Source organism: Stenotrophomonas sp. 62841_Sma (assembly GCF_056482945.1).
In genome coordinates, this window is record NZ_CM151224.1 from 1,223,612 (window position 1) to 1,243,671 (window position 20,060).

General features: G+C 65.5%; 18 protein-coding genes. 12 read left to right on the top strand and 6 right to left on the bottom strand.

All coding sequences use genetic code 11. The features are described from left to right. Positions 1-80 precede the first annotated feature (80 nt). The 5 genes from ACZK5G_RS05735 to ACZK5G_RS05755 all read left to right on the top strand — a co-directional run bounded on the left by ACZK5G_RS05735 (position 81) and on the right by ACZK5G_RS05755 (position 6,619). A complete protein-coding gene (locus ACZK5G_RS05735) occupies positions 81-2,285 on the top strand; it encodes a glucosidase family protein (protein ID WP_478465605.1) in 2,205 nt (734 codons plus the stop codon). After that, on the top strand, positions 2,282-3,769 hold the full coding sequence (locus ACZK5G_RS05740; protein ID WP_478465607.1) for an MFS transporter: 1,488 nt from the start codon (positions 2,282-2,284) through the stop codon (positions 3,767-3,769). The genes ACZK5G_RS05735 and ACZK5G_RS05740 overlap by 4 nt, the downstream gene beginning before the upstream one ends. Beyond that, positions 3,769-5,484, top strand: a complete 1,716-nt coding sequence (locus ACZK5G_RS05745; RefSeq protein WP_478465608.1) for an alpha-amylase family glycosyl hydrolase — start codon at positions 3,769-3,771, stop codon at positions 5,482-5,484. Before ACZK5G_RS05740 ends, ACZK5G_RS05745 begins: the two co-directional genes overlap by 1 nt. 141 nt (positions 5,485-5,625) lie before the next feature. After that, positions 5,626-6,012 (top strand): SseB family protein, encoded by a 387-nt coding sequence (locus tag ACZK5G_RS05750; RefSeq protein WP_071227802.1) that lies wholly within the window; start codon positions 5,626-5,628, stop codon positions 6,010-6,012. Positions 6,013-6,127: 115 nt separating this feature from the next. After that, positions 6,128-6,619 (top strand): GNAT family N-acetyltransferase, encoded by a 492-nt coding sequence (locus ACZK5G_RS05755; RefSeq protein ID WP_478465611.1) that lies wholly within the window; start codon positions 6,128-6,130, stop codon positions 6,617-6,619. A 95-nt stretch (positions 6,620-6,714) separates the two neighbouring features. On the opposite strand, the gene ACZK5G_RS05760 is transcribed toward ACZK5G_RS05755, so the two are convergent. Then, complete coding sequence (locus ACZK5G_RS05760) at positions 6,715-7,089, bottom strand: hypothetical protein (RefSeq protein ID WP_049422733.1); 375 nt, start codon at positions 7,087-7,089, stop codon at positions 6,715-6,717. Between the two features lie 10 nt (positions 7,090-7,099). Then, on the bottom strand, positions 7,100-7,999 hold the full coding sequence (locus tag ACZK5G_RS05765; RefSeq protein WP_152905240.1) for a hypothetical protein: 900 nt from the start codon (positions 7,997-7,999) through the stop codon (positions 7,100-7,102). 236 nt (positions 8,000-8,235) lie between these two features. Between ACZK5G_RS05765 and ACZK5G_RS05770 the strand changes: the two genes are divergently transcribed. Continuing rightward, complete coding sequence (locus tag ACZK5G_RS05770; protein WP_478465613.1) at positions 8,236-8,523, top strand: hypothetical protein; 288 nt, start codon at positions 8,236-8,238, stop codon at positions 8,521-8,523. Between the two features lie 115 nt (positions 8,524-8,638). Here the strand turns inward: ACZK5G_RS05770 and ACZK5G_RS05775 are convergent, their stop codons facing one another. The 3 genes from ACZK5G_RS05775 to ACZK5G_RS05785 all read right to left on the bottom strand — a co-directional run bounded on the left by ACZK5G_RS05775 (position 8,639) and on the right by ACZK5G_RS05785 (position 14,302). Continuing rightward, positions 8,639-12,223 (bottom strand): ABC transporter permease/M1 family aminopeptidase, encoded by a 3,585-nt coding sequence (locus ACZK5G_RS05775; protein WP_478465614.1) that lies wholly within the window; start codon positions 12,221-12,223, stop codon positions 8,639-8,641. 12 nt (positions 12,224-12,235) lie between these two features. After that, a complete protein-coding gene (locus tag ACZK5G_RS05780) occupies positions 12,236-13,138 on the bottom strand; it encodes an ABC transporter ATP-binding protein (RefSeq protein WP_134950937.1) in 903 nt (300 codons plus the stop codon). 132 nt (positions 13,139-13,270) lie between these two features. Continuing rightward, on the bottom strand, positions 13,271-14,302 hold the full coding sequence (locus ACZK5G_RS05785; RefSeq protein ID WP_279912121.1) for a substrate-binding domain-containing protein: 1,032 nt from the start codon (positions 14,300-14,302) through the stop codon (positions 13,271-13,273). Between the two features lie 138 nt (positions 14,303-14,440). Between ACZK5G_RS05785 and ACZK5G_RS05790 the strand changes: the two genes are divergently transcribed. From ACZK5G_RS05790 to ACZK5G_RS05815, 6 genes are all read left to right on the top strand, one after another. Next, entirely contained in the window at positions 14,441-14,836 is a 396-nt protein-coding gene (locus tag ACZK5G_RS05790; protein WP_478465617.1) for a hypothetical protein, read from the top strand. Positions 14,837-15,006: 170 nt separating this feature from the next. Next, positions 15,007-15,576 (top strand): single-stranded DNA-binding protein, encoded by a 570-nt coding sequence (locus ACZK5G_RS05795; protein ID WP_369353423.1) that lies wholly within the window; start codon positions 15,007-15,009, stop codon positions 15,574-15,576. 201 nt (positions 15,577-15,777) lie between these two features. Next, positions 15,778-16,674, top strand: a complete 897-nt coding sequence (locus ACZK5G_RS05800) for a hydroxypyruvate isomerase family protein (protein ID WP_478465619.1) — start codon at positions 15,778-15,780, stop codon at positions 16,672-16,674. Between the two features lie 27 nt (positions 16,675-16,701). Beyond that, the gene (locus ACZK5G_RS05805) at positions 16,702-18,387 is read left to right on the top strand and encodes a GMC oxidoreductase (RefSeq protein WP_478465620.1); all 1,686 of its coding nucleotides are present in this window, start codon (positions 16,702-16,704) and stop codon (positions 18,385-18,387) included. Beyond that, positions 18,387-18,962, top strand: coding sequence for a gluconate 2-dehydrogenase subunit 3 family protein (locus tag ACZK5G_RS05810; RefSeq protein ID WP_032127647.1), 576 nt, complete (start codon positions 18,387-18,389; stop codon positions 18,960-18,962). Before ACZK5G_RS05805 ends, ACZK5G_RS05810 begins: the two co-directional genes overlap by 1 nt. Before the next feature lie 14 nt (positions 18,963-18,976). Beyond that, entirely contained in the window at positions 18,977-19,720 is a 744-nt protein-coding gene (locus tag ACZK5G_RS05815) for a 3-keto-disaccharide hydrolase (protein ID WP_478465622.1), read from the top strand. 30 nt (positions 19,721-19,750) lie between these two features. On the opposite strand, the gene ACZK5G_RS05820 is transcribed toward ACZK5G_RS05815, so the two are convergent. Beyond that, on the bottom strand, positions 19,751-20,047 hold the full coding sequence (locus ACZK5G_RS05820; RefSeq protein ID WP_478465624.1) for a c-type cytochrome: 297 nt from the start codon (positions 20,045-20,047) through the stop codon (positions 19,751-19,753). Positions 20,048-20,060 lie beyond the last annotated feature (13 nt).

The following is a 20,060-nucleotide window of genomic DNA, read 5'->3' on the forward strand; positions in this document are numbered from 1 at the left end:
CGCCGGCAACGACGGTGCGGACCTACAACGCGTGCAGAGAGGGAGGGAGGCCGACGGGCGCAAGCCGGTCCGCCGCTTCGATGCTGAAGATCATTTGCCTGACCGCTGCCCTGGGGGCAGCGCTGGGATCGACCGCGCAGGCGGCCGACCTGCAATTCGACGGCCGCCATGCGCGCGCCGAAGCCGCTGCCAACGGCAGCTATGTGCTGCATGCGCGCACACCGGAGGGACGCGGTGAGGTGCGTATCGCGCCCATGCCGATGCGCAGCCAGACCGGCAGCGTGATGTTCGATGCACTGTTCGCGCTGGCCCAGCAGGAGATGGACCAGGACCGCGTGGATGCGATCCGCGATCCCGCGTTCGACGAAGGCCGGCCGGTGCCATGCGAGTGCTTCCAGACCGGCGCGCGCTGGCCCTACGTGTGGACCCGCGATGTCAGCTTCGCCGCCGATCTGGCGCTGGCGCGGCTGGACCCGCAGCGCACCCGGCAGTCGCTGCAGTTCAAGCTCTCGGCAGCGCGCGATGGCCATACGCCCGGCCTGTTCGTGGCGCAGGACACCGGTTCCGGCGGCAGCTGGCCGATCAGCAGCGACCGCGTGGTGTGGTTCCTGGCGGCACGTCACCTGTTGGAGGATCGCGCGTTTGCCGACGAGGTCTGGCAGGCGCTGCAGGGCACGCTGGCGCAGGACCGCGCGATGGTGTTCGACGCGCAGATGGGCCTGTACCGTGGCGAGACCTCGTTCCTGGACTGGCGCGAGCAGACCTATCCGGACTGGACCCGCGAGGACGTGCGCTTCATCGGTGATTCCTACGCACTGTCCACCAACGTGCTGCACTACCAGGCACTGCGCCTGGCCGAACGCCTGGCCGGCCAACATGGTGATGCCCGCGCGGCCGACTACAAGGCCTGGGCCGATGCGCTGGCGCAGCAGATCGATGCGCGCTTCTGGCGCGAGGACATGGGCCAGTACATGAGCTACATCGGCGAAGCCGCGCACCCGGTGCCCTACGTCAAGGTCGATCTGCTTGGCCTGTCGCTGGGCATCCTCGCCGAGGTGCTGCCGCCGGAGCGCGCGCGCCGTGCACTGGCTGCCTACCCGATGGGGCCAGCCGGCAGCCCGGTGGTGTGGCCGCAGGAGGTGCAGCAGCCGATCTACCACAACCGCGCGATCTGGCCGTTCGTCAGTGCCTACTCGCTGCGTGCGGCACGGCAGCTGGATGATGCACCGCGCATCGCCGCTGAGATCCGTTCGCTGATGCAGGGCGCGGCGCTGGCCGGTTCCAACATGGAAAACTACGAACTGGTCAGCCAGGCCGTGCATGTCGAGGAAGGTGCGCTGAGCGGCCCGGTGGTCAACTCCGAACGCCAGTTGTGGTCGGTGGCCGGCTACCTGTCGATGGTGCTTGAAGGTGTGTTCGGTGTGCAGGACGATGGCCGCGTGCAGCCCAAGCTGCCGGCCGTGCTGGTGCCGGAGCTGTTCGGCACGCGCCCCCGCATCACCCTGGAAGCCAACGGCAAGCGCTATGTGCTGGAGCGCCCGCAGAACGTGGGCGATGGCCTGCTGGTGGCCGGCAGCACCACCACGCGTGGCACGATCACCACGGTGGAGCTGGTCGCCGCCCCGGCCGCAACCGGTTTTTCTGCCACGACTGCGGATGCCAACGCGCGTGCGCCAGCTACACCGACTGCGCCGCAGGCCACCCGCAAAGGCACTGGCTGGAGCGTCCCGGTTGCGGCTGACCAGACGCTATGGAAGGACGGCAGGCATGTCGCCGCCAGCAATGGCCCGGCGCACATCAGCGACGATGGCCTGCAGCACTGCCTCAGCCTGACCCGGCGCGTGGGTGCATTGGAATCACTGCACAGCCCGACGCTCTGCGTCGGTCCGCAGCAGGTGCTGAAGGGCGATGATCGCTGGCAGTTCACCTCGGCCAGGGCCGGGCAGGTGCGCCTGCGCCTGCAGTACCGTAACCCGAACGGGCCGATCAACACTGGCGTCACCGCTGCGGTCAAGCAGCTGGTGCTGCAGTGCCCGGGCCAGCCGTTGCAGCAGCATACGGTCACCCTGCCGCACAGCGTGGCGATGCAGGACTCGACCTCGGCGACATTCACGGTGCCCAAGGGGCAATGCACGGTCGCGCTTGAAGAGGGCTTCAACATGAGCGCGCTGCAGCACTTCGCGCACTACACCGGCGGCAAGGGGGGGCGCGATGGTGTGCTCAACCAGGCCCAGGTGCAGGCGCTGAAGGTGGCGCCGGTGGCGATGGAAGAGGGCGCACGATGAGTCGTCCCGCCAAACCGCAGCTGTCGTTCTGGCAGATCTGGAACATGTGTTTCGGCTTCCTCGGCATCCAGTTCGGGTTCGCCCTGCAGAACGCCAACGCCAGCCGCATCTTCGAGACCCTGGGCGCGGACATGGACGCGGTGCCCGGGCTGTGGATCGCGGCGCCATTGACTGGCCTGCTGGTGCAGCCGGTGATCGGTTACCTGTCTGATCGCACCTGGACGCGCTGGGGCCGTCGCCGCCCGTTCTTCATGATCGGTGCGGTACTGACCACGCTGGCGCTGCTGGTGATGCCGAATTCGCCGACGCTGTGGATCGCCGCCGGTACCTTGTGGGTGCTGGACGCCTCCATCAACGTGTCGATGGAACCGTTCCGCGCCTTCGTCGGTGATCAGCTGGCACCACGCCAGCGGCCGGCCGGCTACGCGATGCAGAGCTTCTTCATCGGCGTGGGCGCCATCGTCGCCAGCTTCCTGCCGTTCATCCTGGCCCACTTCGGTGTTGCCAATACCGCAGCTGCCGGAGAAGTGCCCGATACCGTGCGCTATGCGTTCTACTTCGGCGCGGTGGTGCTGCTGGCGGCGATCACCTGGACGGTGGTCAGCACCCGCGAGTACTCGCCAGCGGAGCTGGCCGGGTTTGACGATGCCGAGCCGCCGGCGCACCACGCAGGGGCTGCGATCAGTGGCCCCGCACCGTGGACGCAGGTGGCGCTGTGGCTGGGGCTCGGCGTGGTGCTGGCGCTGTTGATCGCCTGGCGGCAGGGCGACAGGATGCTGTATGTGCTGGCAGGACTGTGCGCCGGCTACGGCCTGCTGCTGGCGGCCGCGCGTGCCTTGCCTGCCACGCATATGCTGGCCGCCATCGTCGGCGACCTGCGCGCGATGCCGGTGACCATGCGTCGTTTGGCGTGGGTGCAGTTCTTCTCGTGGTTCGCGCTGTTCGCGATGTGGATCTACACCACCGCCGCGGTGGCGGGTACCCACTTCGGCTCGACCGATCCGCAGTCGGCGGCCTACAACGAGGGCGCCAACTGGGTGGGCGTGCTGTTTGGTGCCTACAACGGCTTCGCTGCGCTGGCCGCAGTACTGATCCCGCCGATGGTGCGTGCGATCGGCCTGCGCTGGAGCCACCTGGTCAACCTGTGGCTGGGCGGCGCCGGCCTGGTCTCGCTGATGTTCATCCGCGACCCGCACTGGCTGCTGCTGTCGATGGTCGGCGTCGGCTTCGCCTGGGCGTCCATTCTTTCGCTGCCCTATGCGCTGCTGTCCGACAGCGTGCCGGCATCGAAGATGGGCGTGTACATGGGCATCTTCAATTTCTTCATCGTGATCCCGCAGCTGGTCGCGGCCAGTGCCCTCGGCTTTGCCCTGCGCGCCTGGCTGGGTGGCCAGCCGATGCATGTGCTGGTGCTGGGCGGCTGCAGCCTGTTCGTCGCCGGCCTGTGCGTGCTGCGGGTTCCGTCCCGTCCGGAGGTGGTGTGATGCGTGGTGCGCTGTCTGTTGCTGTTTCCCTGGTGCTGCTGGCCGGCCATGCGGCGGCCGCGCCGCGCCCGGACTACGTCGGCACCACTGAGCCGTTCGCTAGCGATGCGGTGTACTTCGTGGTCACCGACCGCTTCGTCAACGGCGACCCGTCCAACGACCATCGCGACCAGGGCGGCAAGCACCGCACCTTCGATATCCTGGTGCCGTGCCCGGACAAGGTGGACGGCAATATCGGCTACCTAGGTGGCGACTTCCGCGGCGTGCTCGACAATGCGCAGTACATCCGCAACCTCGGCTTCGGCGCGGTATGGATCACGCCAATCATCGACAACCCGGACGAGGCGTTCACCGGCAGCAAGGCGATCAGCTGTACCAGCACGCTGACCGATCGCGGCAAGACCGGCTACCACGGCTACTGGGGCATCAACTTCTACAAGCTCGATGAGCACCTGCCCAGCAAGGACCTGGACTTCGCGGGGTTGACCAAGGGCCTGCATGGCGCAGGCCTGAAGGTGGTGCTGGACATCGTCGGCAACCACGGCTCGCCGGCCTGGACCATGCCGACACGGCAGCCGCAGTTCGGCCAGATCTTCGACAAGGACGGCAAACTGATTGCCGACCACCAGAACCTGCCGCCGCAGGAGCTGGACCCGAAGCACAACCCGCTGCACGCGTTCTACAACAACATCGGTCCGGTCGACAGCAAGGACGGCTCGATCTTCGACGGCAACCTTGCCGAGCTGTCCGACTTCAACCAGGACAATCCGGCGGTGATGGATTATCTGGTGGGCGCCTACCTGCAGTGGACCGCACAAGGCGTGGATGCGCTGCGCATCGATACCATCGGCTGGCTGCCGCACCCGTGGTGGCATGCCTTCGTGAAGCGCATCCGCGCCGAGCATCCGGGCATGTTCATGTTCGGCGAAGCGTTCGACTACAACGCCGCGAGCATCGCCGAACACACCTGGCCGGCCAACGCCAATGTCAGCGTGCTCGACTTCCCGCTGCGCGGCGCACTGGAGCAGACCTTCGGCACCGCCGGAAAGGGCTTCGAGACCCTGGCCGAGCCGCTGCACCTGAGCGGTGGCCCGTACGCCAACCCGTATGAGCTGATGAGCTTCTACGACAACCACGACATGCCGCGCCTGCAGGCCAGCGACAGCGGCTTCATCGATGCGCACAACTGGTTGTTCACCGCACGCGGCATTCCGGTGGTCTATTACGGCTCGGAAACCGGCTTCATGCGCGGCCGCGCCGAGCATGCCGGCAATCGTGCCTACTTTGGCCAGCCGCGCGTGGACGCCGCACCGGAAAGTCCGATCTTCGCGCCGCTGCAGCGTATCGCGCGATTGCGCGAAGCCACGCCGGCGCTGCAGCGTGGCCTGCAGGTGAACGAGCGCCTGCAGGGTGATGAGGCGGTGTTCTTCCGCGTGCTGCAGCATGGCGACGTGGCGCAGACCGCGCTGGTGCTGCTGAACAAGGGCGACCGGACCAGGACCCTCACTGTGTCGCGTTACGTGCAGGCGGGCCGCTGGCGCGATGCGCTGGACGGCGGTTCGTTGCAGGTGGATGCCTCCCTGAAGGCCGACGTGCCCGCGCACGGCGTGAAGGTCTACGTGCTGGACGCCGCCGTGCAGCAGCCGGCATTGCAGGCTGAGCTGGACAAGGCGATGGCCGACCAGAAGGCGCGGGATCAGCGGCTGGGGCGGTAGTGCCGGCCGCTGGCTGGCAACCCCGGATTCCTGGCTCCTGCCTACCGCTCTGGTGGGTGCCAACCTTGGTTGGCACGCTTTTCGAGCAGTCGAGCAAGCTCGACTCTACAATAGGCACCCCTCACGCCCCGCCGTACCGCCATGACCGACCTCGCCCCGCAGACCCCGATCGAAACCCTGCTGAAGGCGGCGATGGACGGGGCGGTGCCGATCCGCGCCTTCATGGAGGCCTTCGTCGCCTCCGAAGTGGTGCTGCTGACCGGCAGCCTGGTCACTCCCGACGGCAGCGGCTTCGACCCGCTGCTGTTCGACAAGCAGGGCACCCTGCACGTGGCCGTGTTCACCGACCCGTCGCGGGTGGGCATCTACAGCCAGCAGGCCGATCACCAGATCCGCTGGCTGATGCTGGACGTGCTGCGCCGCGTGCCGGGTGGCTATGGCGTGGTGATCAATCCGGGCACTTCGCTGGGCTTTGAGATTTCGCCGAGCGGCGTGGGCGAGATCCTGAAGGACTTCGCCCAGGGCTGAACCGCCACCGCGCTATATTTGTAAAGTCGAGCCATGCTCGACTGCCTTTCGCACAGTGCCAGATCAGTCGAGCATGGCTCGACTCTACAGAACGCTTCCCCATCGAGGCATTGCCATGGAATTCAGGGTATTACCCGCCGATGCACCGGAACGGCAGCAGTTGGCCCGGTGGTACCACGCCGAATGGGGCCGCGACGCCGGCCTGTCGCTGGAACAGGAACTGCAGCGGCTGAACACACCTCAGGACGCCGAGGGTTTCCCGCACCTGATCGCCGCCTTCGATGGCGACCAGGTGGTCGGTGCCGTGCAGCTCAAGCGCCGGGAAATGCAGGCCTTCCCGCAGTACGAGCATTGGCTGGGCAGCGTGTTCGTGGCCGATAGTCATCGCGGGCGTGGGCTGGCTGGCGCGCTGGTCGAACAGGCCGCGGCGCAGGCGGTGCGGATGGGCGTTTCCGAACTGTACCTGCAGACCGAATCGTTGGATGGCGGCCTGTACGCGCGGCTGGGCTGGAAGCCGCTGCAGGAAGCCGACAACCGCAGCCACCGTGTGCTGGTGATGGTGCGTTCGCTACAGGAGAAGTGCCCTGGTGCTTCGTCCAGGCGGTGAGCTGGATGTGCCGGTTGAATGAGCTTGGGAGCTCCGGCTCACTGCTGTCGGAAAAGGGGCGACCTCAGGGCTTGGAGACTTCGGACATCGCATGCTCAATCGGCAGCCAGGTTGCCCGCGACGAGGACAGCGTTGTGTCGTACATCGTCACGCTCGATGTATCGCAGGAGGTCCTGTGCGAGAACGCGTTTGCTGATTGTTGCCAAACGCTCATTGTCCGCATCCGATTTTGCCGATGAGCTGGCTGAGAGCAACAGCATGTTAACGATGTGGGATGAGATTCTGGACTGCAGTTCAGCCTGGGATCTTGCTTCACCATCCTCGTCGAAAAGCATGTGGATGGACATCGCAAGATCATCGCTGTACTGCTGCTTCAGACTGGGTAGTCCATGGGTGATGTGAAAGGCTCCCAGAAGCGAGAACGCAATGGCGACCAGGGAATGCGATCCCAACTGCAACCATATCTTCATGACGGAACTCCTAGCGGGGACGGACCCATTCGCAGCGGTCCAGCTTTCCGTTTATCGATCCGCATCGGTAATAGCCGCCACTAAAGTTGTAGCGGATCTCACGTGGCCAATCCCCCTTGTCGATATCAATATCAATCTGTCCCCCATTCCTGATGGTGTCTGATTCAGGCAATGCCTGGCCAAAAACATCCCTGGCGGTGTCTTTGATCAGTCGAGCCGCCCCTCTTGCCATTGGATTGATCTGCCAGCAAGCGGTGTCGCCGTTGTCCATCAGCAGGCAGCCGCCAACGCCTCTCCCGAAGAAGTACTCGAGCGACCGGAAGAGTGAGCCAATGAGGTTTCCATTGATCTGCCCGTGTTGCCAGGCTGGATTGTTTGCGGTGTGCGCGATTCGGATAGCATCGTCCACTGCGGGGATGAACTGGTTTGCGACATGCAGGCTTGAGAAGTAGCCGCTGTCGTTTACGGGTTTTATGAACACCCATTCTTTCGACATGCGGACGATCGCTTCAAGCTGAAGTCGTTCGCCGTCTGCCAGGCCCTGTGAACTGCTATCGAAGTCACCTTGCCCATACCGGGTCAGCACCGGTTGGCTCGGTAGGCGCCAGCTTGGAACGTTGATGTCGGCAGCGACTCCCAGATCGCCCTGGGAAGGGGCCTGGTGGAGGCGTCTGGGAACCTCGCCAGGAGGAATGTAGTTGACGGTGACGTAAAGCGCTTGGGCGGTGTTGGGGTTGACCACGAGGTAGGCCTCCCAGCCACGACGGAACCCATGAGCCATCTCGCCAGCGGATTCGTATTGCCAGGATTGAGTGCAGTTGCCACAGGTGACTACCTGGACCGCGTGTGCCTCGAACGGGGAAAGCACGGAGCCTGCGAGAATCAAGGTGGCTGCAGAGATCATTTTCACAAAGTGGCTCCTTGGACGAGTGGGTGTACCTGCGGGTACACCTTCCTGATCCACGGTGTTCCCACGCATTCACCTTGCGCTTCGTGGCGACTGCCGCGTATCGGTATCCGCCGTGCGGTTCGTCAGAGATCCGAGGATCTTGATGTCAGGCATCCAATCTGACCCCTGCTGCACCCAATGTCAGTCAGCGTTATTCTGGAAGCGGACTTCATCTTCTAATGGCTGATAACGTGACCATGGCTGTACCCCGCCATTCCCGCTCCGCCCTGATCTTCCTGATCGCGGCGATCGTTGCCGCGTTGGTCTCCATGCCCCTGCTGCGCGCCCTGGGCATGGTGCTGTGGCCGGTGTTCGTCATTGCCTGGCTGATCAATCTGGGCGCGGCCTGGCATCTGGCCCAGTGGGCGTGCCAGCAGGGCCGTTCGGCGTGGGCATTCGGGTTGCCGGCGGCGCTCGGCACCGTCGCCTCGATCGTGGTCTATGTGCTGCTGGCGTTGCTGGGGCCGAAAGCCCCGGTGCGCTGAAGCTTCGCGGTCACCGTGGGCAGTATGCCGAGCATGGCTCGGCACTACAGTAAGGCCGAGCCAAGCCCGCAGCTGTTGCGTGGAGCGCCGGCGGACAGGCCGGCGCCCCGTTGCCTCACATCGTCACCTTGCGCCGGTTGTCATCGCTCACCCGGTCGATCAGCTTGTTGTACGGGTCGAAGCCTGCTTCATCCGGCTTTTCATCCACCGTCACCGTGATCTTCGGCGCGGCGCTGGTGATGTGGTGGCGCTGCAGATACAGCACCTTCTGGTCGCGTTCCTTGCCCGAAGGCCCGTTGGCGAACACGCCGATCTCGACCCAGTCATCCATCGTGCCGTCGCTCTCCTTGCCCTTGCCATCGGCGTACTGCTTGGCGGCGTGCAGGTCCAGGGTTACGTCGTAGCGACCGTCAGCACGCTTGCGGGCGCTGGCGGCCATCACCCGGTTGTCGTAGAAGCTGATCTTCTCGAACAGGTCGGTGACCAGCTGCTGGCGGTCGACCGGGGTCTCGGCGCGGATGTAGTCCAGCAGTTCGCGTGAGGTGGTGTACGGCGGTTGCTGATAGCCCTTGTCCAGCAGGAAGCGCTTCAACGCCCGGTTCAGCGCCTGCTCGCCGATTTCCTCGCGCAACCGGTAGAACACCAGCGAACCCTTCTGGTAGTGGATGTACTGCTGGTTCTCCACACGTTCCAGCGGCTGTTCCTCGATGGCCTCGCCGCCGCGGCCGGACAGGTAGCCGTCCAGTTCGCGCTTGAGGAACTGGCGCATGTGCTGGCGGCCGTACTCCTGCTCCATCACCATCAGTGCAGAATACTGCGAAAGCGATTCGGACAGCACCGTCGCGCCCTGCACGTTGGCACCGATCACCTGGTGCGCCCACCATTGGTGCGCGATCTCGTGCGCGGTTACGTAGAACACGTAGTCCACCTTGTCCGGGTCACGCAGGTCGGCGATGAAACCGATGGCCTCGGAGTAGGGGATGGTATTGGCGAACGACTGCGCGAAGCGCGCATAGCCCGGGAACTCGATGATGCGTACCTGGCGGTGCTGGTAGGGCGTGAAGTTCGCTTCGTAGTAGGCCAGCGACTTCTGCACCGCTTCGATCATCCGGTCCACGTTGTAGCCGTGCGCCGGGTCGAAGTAGACCTCGATCGGGATGTCCTTGTACTTCGCCTTGCGCACCTCCCAGCGTGCCGACAGATAGGCGTAGAAGTTCAGCATCGGCCGATCCATGGCGTAGCTGAAGCAGCGGCGGCCATTCACCGTGGTCTCCTTCTGCAGGTAGCCCGGGGCCAGCGCCACCTGGTCCGGTGCGGTGCAGACCGTGGTGCGGAAATCGAGCCAGTCGGCGTCGTTGGAAATGTAGGTGTTGGCGCGCGCGGCTTCGTCTTCCAGCTTGGGCATGCGCCGCGGCTCACCCAGGCCGCGCTTGCGCCGCTCGTTGCGGTCGCTGATCTCGGCGCCTTCGTTGTAGCCGAACGACGGCAGTACGCGGCTGTTGAAGAACGTGCCGTTGTCCACGATGTTGCTCGGCGCCTGGCCGGCGGTGATGCCGTTGGGTTTCTGCACCACCCGGAAGTGGACGTTGCGGCTTTCACCCGGTTGCAGTGGCGCGGCCAGGCGGTAGATGCGGTAGCCAAGGTCGGCGTCGTGCATCGACAAGGTCTGCCCACCCAGGTCAGCCGCGACCAGCTGCTTGTCGTCGCCCATCGAGACATGCACGTCCTGGATCGGCACGGCATGCGTGTTGCGCACCGTCCAGTTCGCATCGATCACCATCGACTGCGATTCGGGGAACAGGTCCACGCGGTTGTCCACCGCCACGATGCGAGGCTGCGGCAAAGTGCGGTACTTCGACAGCTCGCGCTCGTAGCGGGCCTGCAGATCCAGCTGCTGGTCGGGCGAGATGAACTCGTTGCGGATGTTGGTGCTCCAGTAGAGCCAGCCGCCCACGCCGATGAAGGCCAAGGCCGCTACTCCAGCGAAGACGCCGGTCGGACCGCGCAGGCGGTGGCCGGCCAGGGCCAGTCGCTGGCGCAGCCCTTGGCTGACGCCACGCACCCAGAATGCCGATGCCAGGCACATCAACGTCAGCAGGAACAGGGCCCAGTAGCCCTGGAACGCCAGCTGCCCGGTCAGGAAGTGGCCGTAGCCGTTCATGTCCGAATAGGGCGCGTTGGGCCAGCTGCCGAAGTTGTACAGGTTCTGCGTGTAGTCGAGCAGGCCGAGCACGCCCTGGCCGATCATCACCACGATCAGCAGCGCATAACCGACGAACTTGTTGTTGGTGAGCACCTGCAGCACCAGCGCCAGGCCCCCCATCAGGATGTAGACCACCGAATCCAGCGCCAGGCTGCGCAGGTACAGCAGCGGCTCAAGATGCGTGTAGCCCTTGGCCAGCTGCACGCCCATCGCCGCCATCGCACCGGCGGCCTGGAAGCAGACGATCACCGCCAGCAGCGCGGTGAACTTGGCCAGCAGCGGTACCCAGTTCGGCACCGGCATGGCGTCCGTCACTTCGTTGATGCGCGCGCTGCGTTCCTTCCAGACCAGCTCGCCGGCGAAGAACAGCACGATGATCACCAGCAGCCAGCTGAAGGCGCCCTGCAAGCCCATGATCATCTGCGAGGTGACCGGCCAGATCGAGGTGCCGTACAGGGTCTGCCGGAACAGCGCGCTGGGCAGGAAGTTGGCCAGGCCGAGCACCAGCAGCACGATGAACGGCACGCTGCGCAGGACGCCGCGTGTATCGAAGCGCACCTGGCGCAGGAACTGCTGCCACGCCGTGGTGGCAGTGAACGCCGGTACCACGCGCGGCAGCGTCGCGCGGGTGGGACGGACCACGCTGGCATCGGCAACCGGTTGCGCCTGCCTGCGGCCCCAGCGCCGACGGCCACTGCCACTGCGTTCGGTGCGGAACAGCGCGAAGGTGGCGGCGAACAGCGCGGCAGCCACGCCCAACCACAGGGCGCGATTGACCAGCAGGTAACCGGCGAGCTCGGGAATCCCGTTGTTGCGTTCGGCGGTGGACCAGTAGCGGATCGTGCGGCCCAGTGCGCGCATGCCCAGCGGTTCGCTCAGCACCGCGATCCACGTGTTGTCGATGTCGCGCAGCAGGGCCGCGCTGGCGCCGTACAAGACCAGGTAGGCCACCAGGCCGATGTAGACCCACAGGATCGAGCGCGTCAGCGCCGCCAGCAGCGACAGCAGCGCGGTGGTGAACAGCAGGTTCGGAATGACGATGACCGCGAACGTCCACGCATAGCCCTGCCAGCTGATCGGGCCCATGCGCTCGGGATCGACCCACGGCATGAACGGCGCCAGCCACAGGCCGAACGCGATCAGGACGTAGACCAGCAGCCCGGCCGCCAAGGCGGCGGCGATGCGTCCGGCCAGGTAGTCGCGGCGCTTCACCGGACTGGCGAAGATCAGTTCGGCGGTGCCGAGTTCGAAGTCACGCAACAGCGCATTGCTGACGAACAGTGCGGTGACCAGCATGCCAAGCAGGGTGAAGATGCCCAGCATCTGCGCGATCACGGTGGGCGCGTTGCTGTGCACGTTGCCAGTGCCGCCACCGATCTGCACGGCGTCGCTGGAGGCGGCGGCGAAGGCGAGCAGGGCGAACAGCCCGGCCAGCAGCCACAGCAGCGGGGAACGCAGCTGCTCGCGCAGCTCGAAGCGGAAGAAGTTGAGGATCATGGCGTGCTCCGCTCAGGCTGCCGCGCGGGCACGGGCCTGCAGGCGCAGGCGCTGGAAGTACACGTCCTCGAGGTCGGGAGCTACGGCCGCAAAGCCGTCGCCGGGGTCGTTGGCGCTGTGCACGTGGATCACCGGGCGGCCACCGACCAGGCGGGTCGACAGCACCACATAGCGCGCTTCGTGGTCGGCCAGTTCAGAAGGATCGACCTGCTTGCGCCAGACCTGGTGCTGCAGGGCGTCGATGGCCTCGGCAGGACGGCCGGTCAGCAGCACCTGGCCCTTGTTCATGATCGCCATCGTCGGGCACAGATCGGTCACGTCCTCGACGATGTGGGTGGACAGGATCACCGCCACGTTCTCGCCGATGGCGGCCAGCAGGTTGAGGAAGCGGTTGCGTTCTTCCGGGTCGAGGCCGGCGGTGGGTTCATCGACGATCACCAGCCGCGGGTCACCCAGCAACGCCTGGGCAATACCGAAGCGCTGGCGCATGCCGCCGGAGTAGGTGCCCAGCTTGCGCTTGCGGGCGTCCCACAGGTTCACCTGCTGCAGCAGTCCATCGACCACCTCGCGGCGCTGCGCGCGCTGGGTCAGGCCCTTGAGCACCGCGAAATGCTCCAGCAGGTCCAGCGCGCTGACTTTCGGGTACACGCCGAAATCCTGCGGCAGGTAGCCGAGCCGGCGGCGCACCGCGTCCTTGTCGCGCAGCACGTCGATCGGTGTCTCGCCGGGGATGGTGAGCACGGCCGTGCCGCTGTCGGCCTCCTGCAGGGTGGACAGCGTGCGCATCAGCGACGACTTGCCGGCGCCGTTCGGGCCGAGCAGGCCGAACATGCCGCGCGGGATGTCCAGGTTGACGTTGTTGAGGGCATGCACGCCGTTGGCGTACGTCTTGGACAGCGAATCGATCTTCAGCATGCGACGTACACCTTTCAATGGGCGATGTCTGCGCGTTATCCGCGCATCAGCCTCCGTGCGCATCCGCCGTTGGTCATGGGGGGAGAATTCCGCCGTCGCACGTTGGGGCGTGGGGCGGTGGCCTGGCAGCGCTTACCCGCGCAGCGAAGATTCCCGCACCACCAGCTTCACCGGGATGCTCTGGCTCTCCACCGGTTGCCGGCCGATCAGTGCCAGCAGGCGCTCCACCAGCAGCTGTCCGGCCTGCTTGGTGTCCTGCTGCACGGTGGTCAGCGCCGGGGATACCGAGGCCGCCAGTGGGATGTCGTCGAAGCCGGTCACCGCCACGTCCTGTGGCACCCGCAGGCCAGCCTCGCGGAGCGCGCGCATCGCACCGATGGCGATCAGGTCGCTGGCGGCGCAGATCGCATCGATCGGTTCACCGCGCGCCAGCAGCACCTGGCAGGCCTCCTGGCCGGAAGCCTCGGTGGTGATCGCATCGTGCTGCAGCGCCGGCTCCGCAGCCAGGCCGTGGTCCTGCAGGGCCGCGACATGGCCGCGGTAGCGCTCCTGGAATTCGGGGTAATGGCTGGAGGCATGGCCGAGGAAGGCGATGCGGCGGCAGCCCTGGTGCAACAGGTGGTTGGTGATGTCATGCCCACCCTGGAAATTGTCGCTGCCGATCGACACGCCGGGCTGGCCGGGCAGGGCGGCGCCCCAGCGCACGAAGTGCGTGCCCTGTTCGACCAGCCGCTGCAGGCGGTCGCGCGATTCGTGGTAGTCGCCGTAGCCGAGCAGGATGATGCCGTCGGCCTTGTTGCTGTCCTCGTAATCGGCCTGCCAGTCGGTGGACAACTGCTGGAACGAGACCAGCAGGTCCTGCCCGTGCAGGGCGCAGGCGCGGGTGATCGAGCCCAGCATCGAGTGGAAGAACGGGTTGATCAGCGAGTCGTCGTTGGTCGGGTCCTCGAAGAACAGCAGGGCCAGGGTGCCGGCGTTGCGCAGGCGCAGGCTGGAGGCGTTCTTGTCGACCTTGTAGTTCAGCTCGCGGGCGATGCGCAGGATGCGCTCGCGGGTCTCGGCGTTGACCATCGGGCTGCCACGGAGCGCCCGCGACACGGTCGGCTGGGAGACCCCGGCCAGGTGGGCGATGTCCAGGGAGGTGGCTTTGCCTTTGATCGTCATGGGAACGCGGAAGGGGGCAGGCGGAAGGTGCCTGGGCATGATGCCATGCGGTGGCTGCCGGTCGTCCTGGCCGACGCCGCTTGTGGTCAAGGTCGCGGGTGTGCGACGGTCAGTGCCACAGCCTGATGGAGCCAAGCGGTGTCCTTTCGCCTGTACCCGGATGTTCCGGATGATTTCGAGGCGCGGATCCGTATCCTCGCGCCGGAGGAGGGCGGGCGACGCAGCCCGGCCCGGAACGGTATCCGCTGGGACTTCGCCTACGCCGATGACGCCGGGACACCCGAGCTGTTCATGATCTGGCCCGACTTCCGGCACGCTGAGGGCGACAGCTGGGCGACTGAGCTGCCGCTGCCGGTGGGAGAGTCCCTGTTGGCCGGCCTGACCGTGGTCAATGAGGTGCTGAGGGCGGGGCTGCACCGGGAGCGTATCCGGCCGGGCGTGCGCTTCCACTGCCATGAAGGGCCCAAGGTGGTGGCGGTGGGGGAGGTTACGCGGGTCACCGGCCTGCTGCTGGATCGCCCCCTGCTTCGTTGAGGCCGGTTCCGACCCGTATCGGCCGGATTCCCGACGGGCCGGGGGCGAAGGGAATGGTAAGATGCCTCGTTCCGATATCCCCCATTCGCAACCGTGGGAGGTCCAGCGTATCGGCACCCCGTCGGGTGTGCTATCACTGGTCCAGCCCCGGACAACGGAAGAATCCATCTATGGCGCGCGGCATCAACAAAGTCATCCTGGTCGGCAACCTCGGCAACGACCCGGACGTGAAGTACACCCAGAGCGGCATGGCGATCACCCGCATCAGCCTGGCCACCACCAGCGTCCGCAAGGACAAGGATGGCAACCAGCAGGAACGTACCGAATGGCACCGCGTGGTGTTCTTCGGCAAGCTCGGCGAGATCGCCGGCGAGTACCTGCGCAAGGGGAGCTCGGTCTACGTCGAAGGCAGCCTGCGCTACGACAAGTACACCGGCCAGGACGGCGTGGAGAAGTACTCCACCGACATCGTTGCCGATGAAATGCAGATGCTGGGCGGCCGTGGTGAAGGCGGCGGTGGCGGCAACTACGGCGGCGATCGCCCGCAGCGCCAGCAGGCGCCGCGCCAGGAGTACGGCGGCGGCGGTGGCGGTGGCCAGCGCGGCGGCCAGGGCGGTGGCTATGGCAACCAGGGCGGCAATCAGGGCGGCGGTTACGGCAACCAGGGTGGCAACCAGCGCCCGCAGCCGCAGCAGGCGCCGCCGATGGACGACTTCGCTGACGACGATATTCCGTTCTGATCGAACGCTCGTTCGCAGCAGAAAAGAAAGCCCCGCTCATGCGGGGCTTTTCTTTATCCGGAATCCCTTCGGAGTTGTGCCCCGCAGCATCGGTTTTCGTGCACCGCGACTTGCAAACAGACAATTTCCTCCCCTATGGTGCAATCGATTGCATTGCTGTGAATCGTTGCGTTTGATACCGGTTGGGAGGCCGGCAGGTGGATGTCCATCCATTCGATCAGACCGGCCCCGGCGGCGGGCCTCACGCGGCGCGATGCGTTGCGCATGGCGGTTGCTGGAGGCGTAGCTCTGGGTACTGCGGGAGCGTTGCCTGCATTCGCCGCCACCGCACCGCTGAAGGGCAACCTGAAGCATTCCGTTGCCCGCTGGACCTTCCCGCAGCTGTCCGTCGCCCAGCTCTGCGCGACGGTGAAGGACATCGGCTTTGCCGCGATCGACCTGGTCGGCCCGGAAGACTGGTCCACGCTGAAGGCGAATGGCGTGTACAGCTCGATGTGCAACGGCGCGGAACTGGGCCTGACCAAGGGCTTTGCCGGCCGTGAGTTCCACGACCAGCTGGTGGAACGCTACACGCGGCACATCGATCTGGTGGCCAATGCCGGCTATCGCAATCTGATCTGCTTCTCCGGTAATCGCAACGGCATGGACCCCGCCGAAGGCATGGCCAATGCCGAGGCCGGCCTCAAGCGCATCCTCGGGCACGCCGAGAAGCGCGGGGTGGTGCTGGTGATGGAACTGCTGAATTCCAAGGTCGATCATCGTGACTACCTGTGCGACCACTCCGCATGGGGTGTGGAGCTGTGCCAGCGGCTCGGCTCGGACAACTTCGGCCTGCTCTACGACATCTACCACATGCAGATCATGGAGGGCGACATCATCGCCACCATCGGCAAGCATCACGCCTGCTTCAAGCATTACCACACCGCAGGCGTGCCTGGCCGGAATGAGATAGGAGACCAGCAGGAGCTCCACTATCCGGCCATCTGCCGCGCGATCCGCGACACCGGTTTCAAGGGGTATCTGGCGCAGGAGTTCACGCCTGCAGCGCCCGATCCCGTTGCCTCATTGCGCGAGGCGATCCGCCTCTGCGACGTCTGAAACGATATCCACCCAGGTGAGAAACCCATGGCAGATAATCACTACGACGCCATTGTTGTTGGCTCGGGAATCAGTGGCGGTTGGGCGGCGAAGGAGCTGACCGAAAAGGGCCTGAAGGTCCTGATGCTGGAGCGCGGGCGCAACATCGAGCACGTCAAGGACTACGTCAATGCGATGAGGGAAGCGTGGGACTTCCCGCACCGCAACCGGCCAACGCAGGCGATGAAGGCCGAGTTCCCGGTGCTGATGCGCGACTACGGACTGGCCGAGAACCTGGAAGGGATGTGGGCCAACGAACAGGACTCGCCCTACATCGAGACCAAACGTTTCGACTGGTTCCGTGGCTACCACGTGGGCGGCCGCTCGCTGCTGTGGGGACGGCAGAGCTATCGCTTCTCCGATCTGGATTTCGAGGCGAATCTCAAGGACGGCATCGCAGCCGATTGGCCCATCCGCTACGCCGATATCGCGCCGTGGTACGACCATGTGGAGAAATTCGCAGGTATCGCTGGTACGCGCGAAGGGCTGGACGTGTTGCCGGATGGTGAGTTCCTGCCGCCGATCCCGTTGAACATCGTCGAGAAGGACGTGGCCGCACGGATCAAAAAGGCGTTCGGCGGCACCCGGCACATGATCCACTCGCGCACCGCCAACATCACAAAGCCCATGCCCGAACAGGGCCGCGTCAACTGCCAGTACCGCAACAAGTGCATCCTGGGCTGCCCCTTTGGTGCCTACTTCTCGACCCAGGCGGCGACGCTGCCAGCGGCGATGAAGACCGGCAACCTGACCTTGCGGCCGTTCTCGATCGTCAAGGAAGTGCTCTACGACAAGGACCGCAAGCGTGCCCGCGGTGTGGAGGTCATCGATGCCGAAACCGGCCAGACCTACCAGTACACGGCCAAGGTCATCTTCCTCAACGCGTCGTCGTTCAACTCGACGTGGCTGCTGATGAATTCGGCTACCGACGTCTGGGACGGCGGGCTGGGCTCATCGTCGGGCGAGCTCGGGCACAACGTGATGGATCATCATTTCGGTGCAGGTGCCTCGGGTCGGGTCGAGGGCTACGAAGACAAGTACTACTTCGGTCGTCGTCCCTGCGGCTTCTACATTCCGCGTTTCCGCAACGTCGCGACCGACAAGCGCGGCTACCTGCGCGGCTTCGGCTACCAGGGCGGTGCCAGCCGCACCGGCTGGTCGCGCGAGATCGCCGAGTTGAACATCGGTGCCGATCTGAAGGAGGCGCTGACCGTGCCCGGTGACTGGCGCATCGGCATGACCGGGTTCGGCGAAATGCTGCCGCACCACGACAACACGATCCGCCTGGACCGCGACCGCAAGGACAAGTGGGGGCTGCCAGTGCTGGCGATGGACGTTGCCATGCGTGCCAACGAACTGGCGATGCGAAAGGACATGGCCGCCGATGCCGCCGAGATGCTGGAGGCGGCCGGCGTCAAGGACGTGAAGATGCACGACAACGATTACGCACCGGGCAAGGGCATCCACGAAATGGGGACCGCGCGCATGGGACGTGATCGGAAGAGCTCGGTGCTGAACCAGCACAATCAGGTCTGGGATGCGCCCAACGTCTATGTAACCGACGGAGCCTGCATGACCTCCAGCGCCTGCGTGAATCCCTCGCTGACCTACATGGCACTGACCGCGCGTGCGGCGGACCACGCTGTGCGCGAACTGAAAGCGGGGAACCTCTGATGGATCGCCGCGAACTGCTGAAGATGATCGTCGCCGCCACCGGTGCGGCCATGGTTGGCCTGCCTGCGCTGGTGCAGGGGCAGGCGCCGGCGGGCGCCACCAAGATTCATTTCTCCGATACCGACGTCGCCACGCTGGACGAGATCGCCGAGACCATCCTGCCGCGGACCCGGACGCCAGGGGCGAAGGATGCCGGTGCCGGCCTGTTCATGGCGACGTTCGTCAGCGACTGCTATACCGCCCGGCAGCAGGCGACGTTCCGCGCAGGGCTGGCCGACATCGACAAACGCGCCGGCGGCCGCTTCGCGTCGCTCACACCGGAAGCCCGCACCGAATTGCTGCGCACGTTGGACGCCGAAGCCAAGGCACGCCATGCCGATGTGACCGAAACCGGTACGCCTGAAGAGGGCGAGGCGATGCCGCATTACTTCACGATGCTCAAGCAGCTGGCCATCTTCGGCTTCTTCACCTCCAAGGTCGGCGCCACCGGGGTGCTGCAGTACGTCGCCGTGCCGGGGCGCTACGACGGCGATCTTGCCTATGTTCCCGGCACGCCCGCCTGGGGGACCAGCTGATGGAGTGCAACAGGATGATCAAGCCGCTGCTGATTGCGGCGACCATGCTGGTTGCTGCACCTGCCTTCGCGCAGGAAAGTGCCGGCGCTGCGCGCGATCCGAAGAAGACCGAGGTGTGGACGCCGGTGCCTGCGACCGTTGCCACGCCGCCAGGCAGGGCCCCGTCCGACGCAATCGTGCTGTTCGATGGCAAGGATGTCTCCGCGTGGGAGTCGGAGCAGGGCGGAGGCGTGCCCTGGAAGGTTGCCGATGGCGCCATGACCGTCGTGCCCGGCAGCAAGGGCATTCGCACCAGGCAACGCTTCTGCGACGTCCAGCTGCATGTCGAGTGGCGCACGCCCACCGACACGAAGGGCTTCGACGGACAGAACCGCGGCAACAGCGGCATCTTCCTGCAGGAGCTGTATGAACTGCAGGTGCTCGACAGCTACAACAACCCGACCTATGCCAATGGCCAGGCGGGCTCGATCTACAAGCAGGCCATGCCTTTGGTGAACGCCTCGCGCGCACCGGGTGAGTGGCAGGCCTACGACATCCTCTGGAAAGCACCCCGCTTCTCGGCGGGCGGCGGGCTTGTGTCGCCCGCGCGCATCACGGTGCTGCACAACGGCGTGCTGGTGCAGGACGACACTGTGCTGGCGGGCAAGACCGAGTACATCGGCGCGCCTTCCTACGCGCCGCATGCGTGTGCGCCGCTCTATCTGCAGGAACATGACTCCAGGGTCAGCTACCGCAACATCTGGGTGCGCGAGCTGTAGGGGCACGCGGCCAGCGTGGTCGCCGGCCGCTTACTTCGCCAGGTAGCTGGCGATGTCGTTGATCTCCTGCTGTGACAGCTGGGAGAAGGGCGGCATCAGCCCACCGCCCTTGCTGATCTTTTCCTTGATCTGTGCGGGTGCCATGCGCTTGCCGATGTCGGTGAGCGCCGGGAACGCGCCCAGCATGCCCGCACGATCGGCGCCGTGGCAGGCCACGCAGTTCGCGGTGTAGAGCTTTGCACCCGCAGCCGGATCGTCCTTGCACCAGGCGGCCGTCGCAACGCTCATGCCACCCAGGGCCACCGCCGTTGCCAGGATCATTTTCATGTGGGGCTCCTTG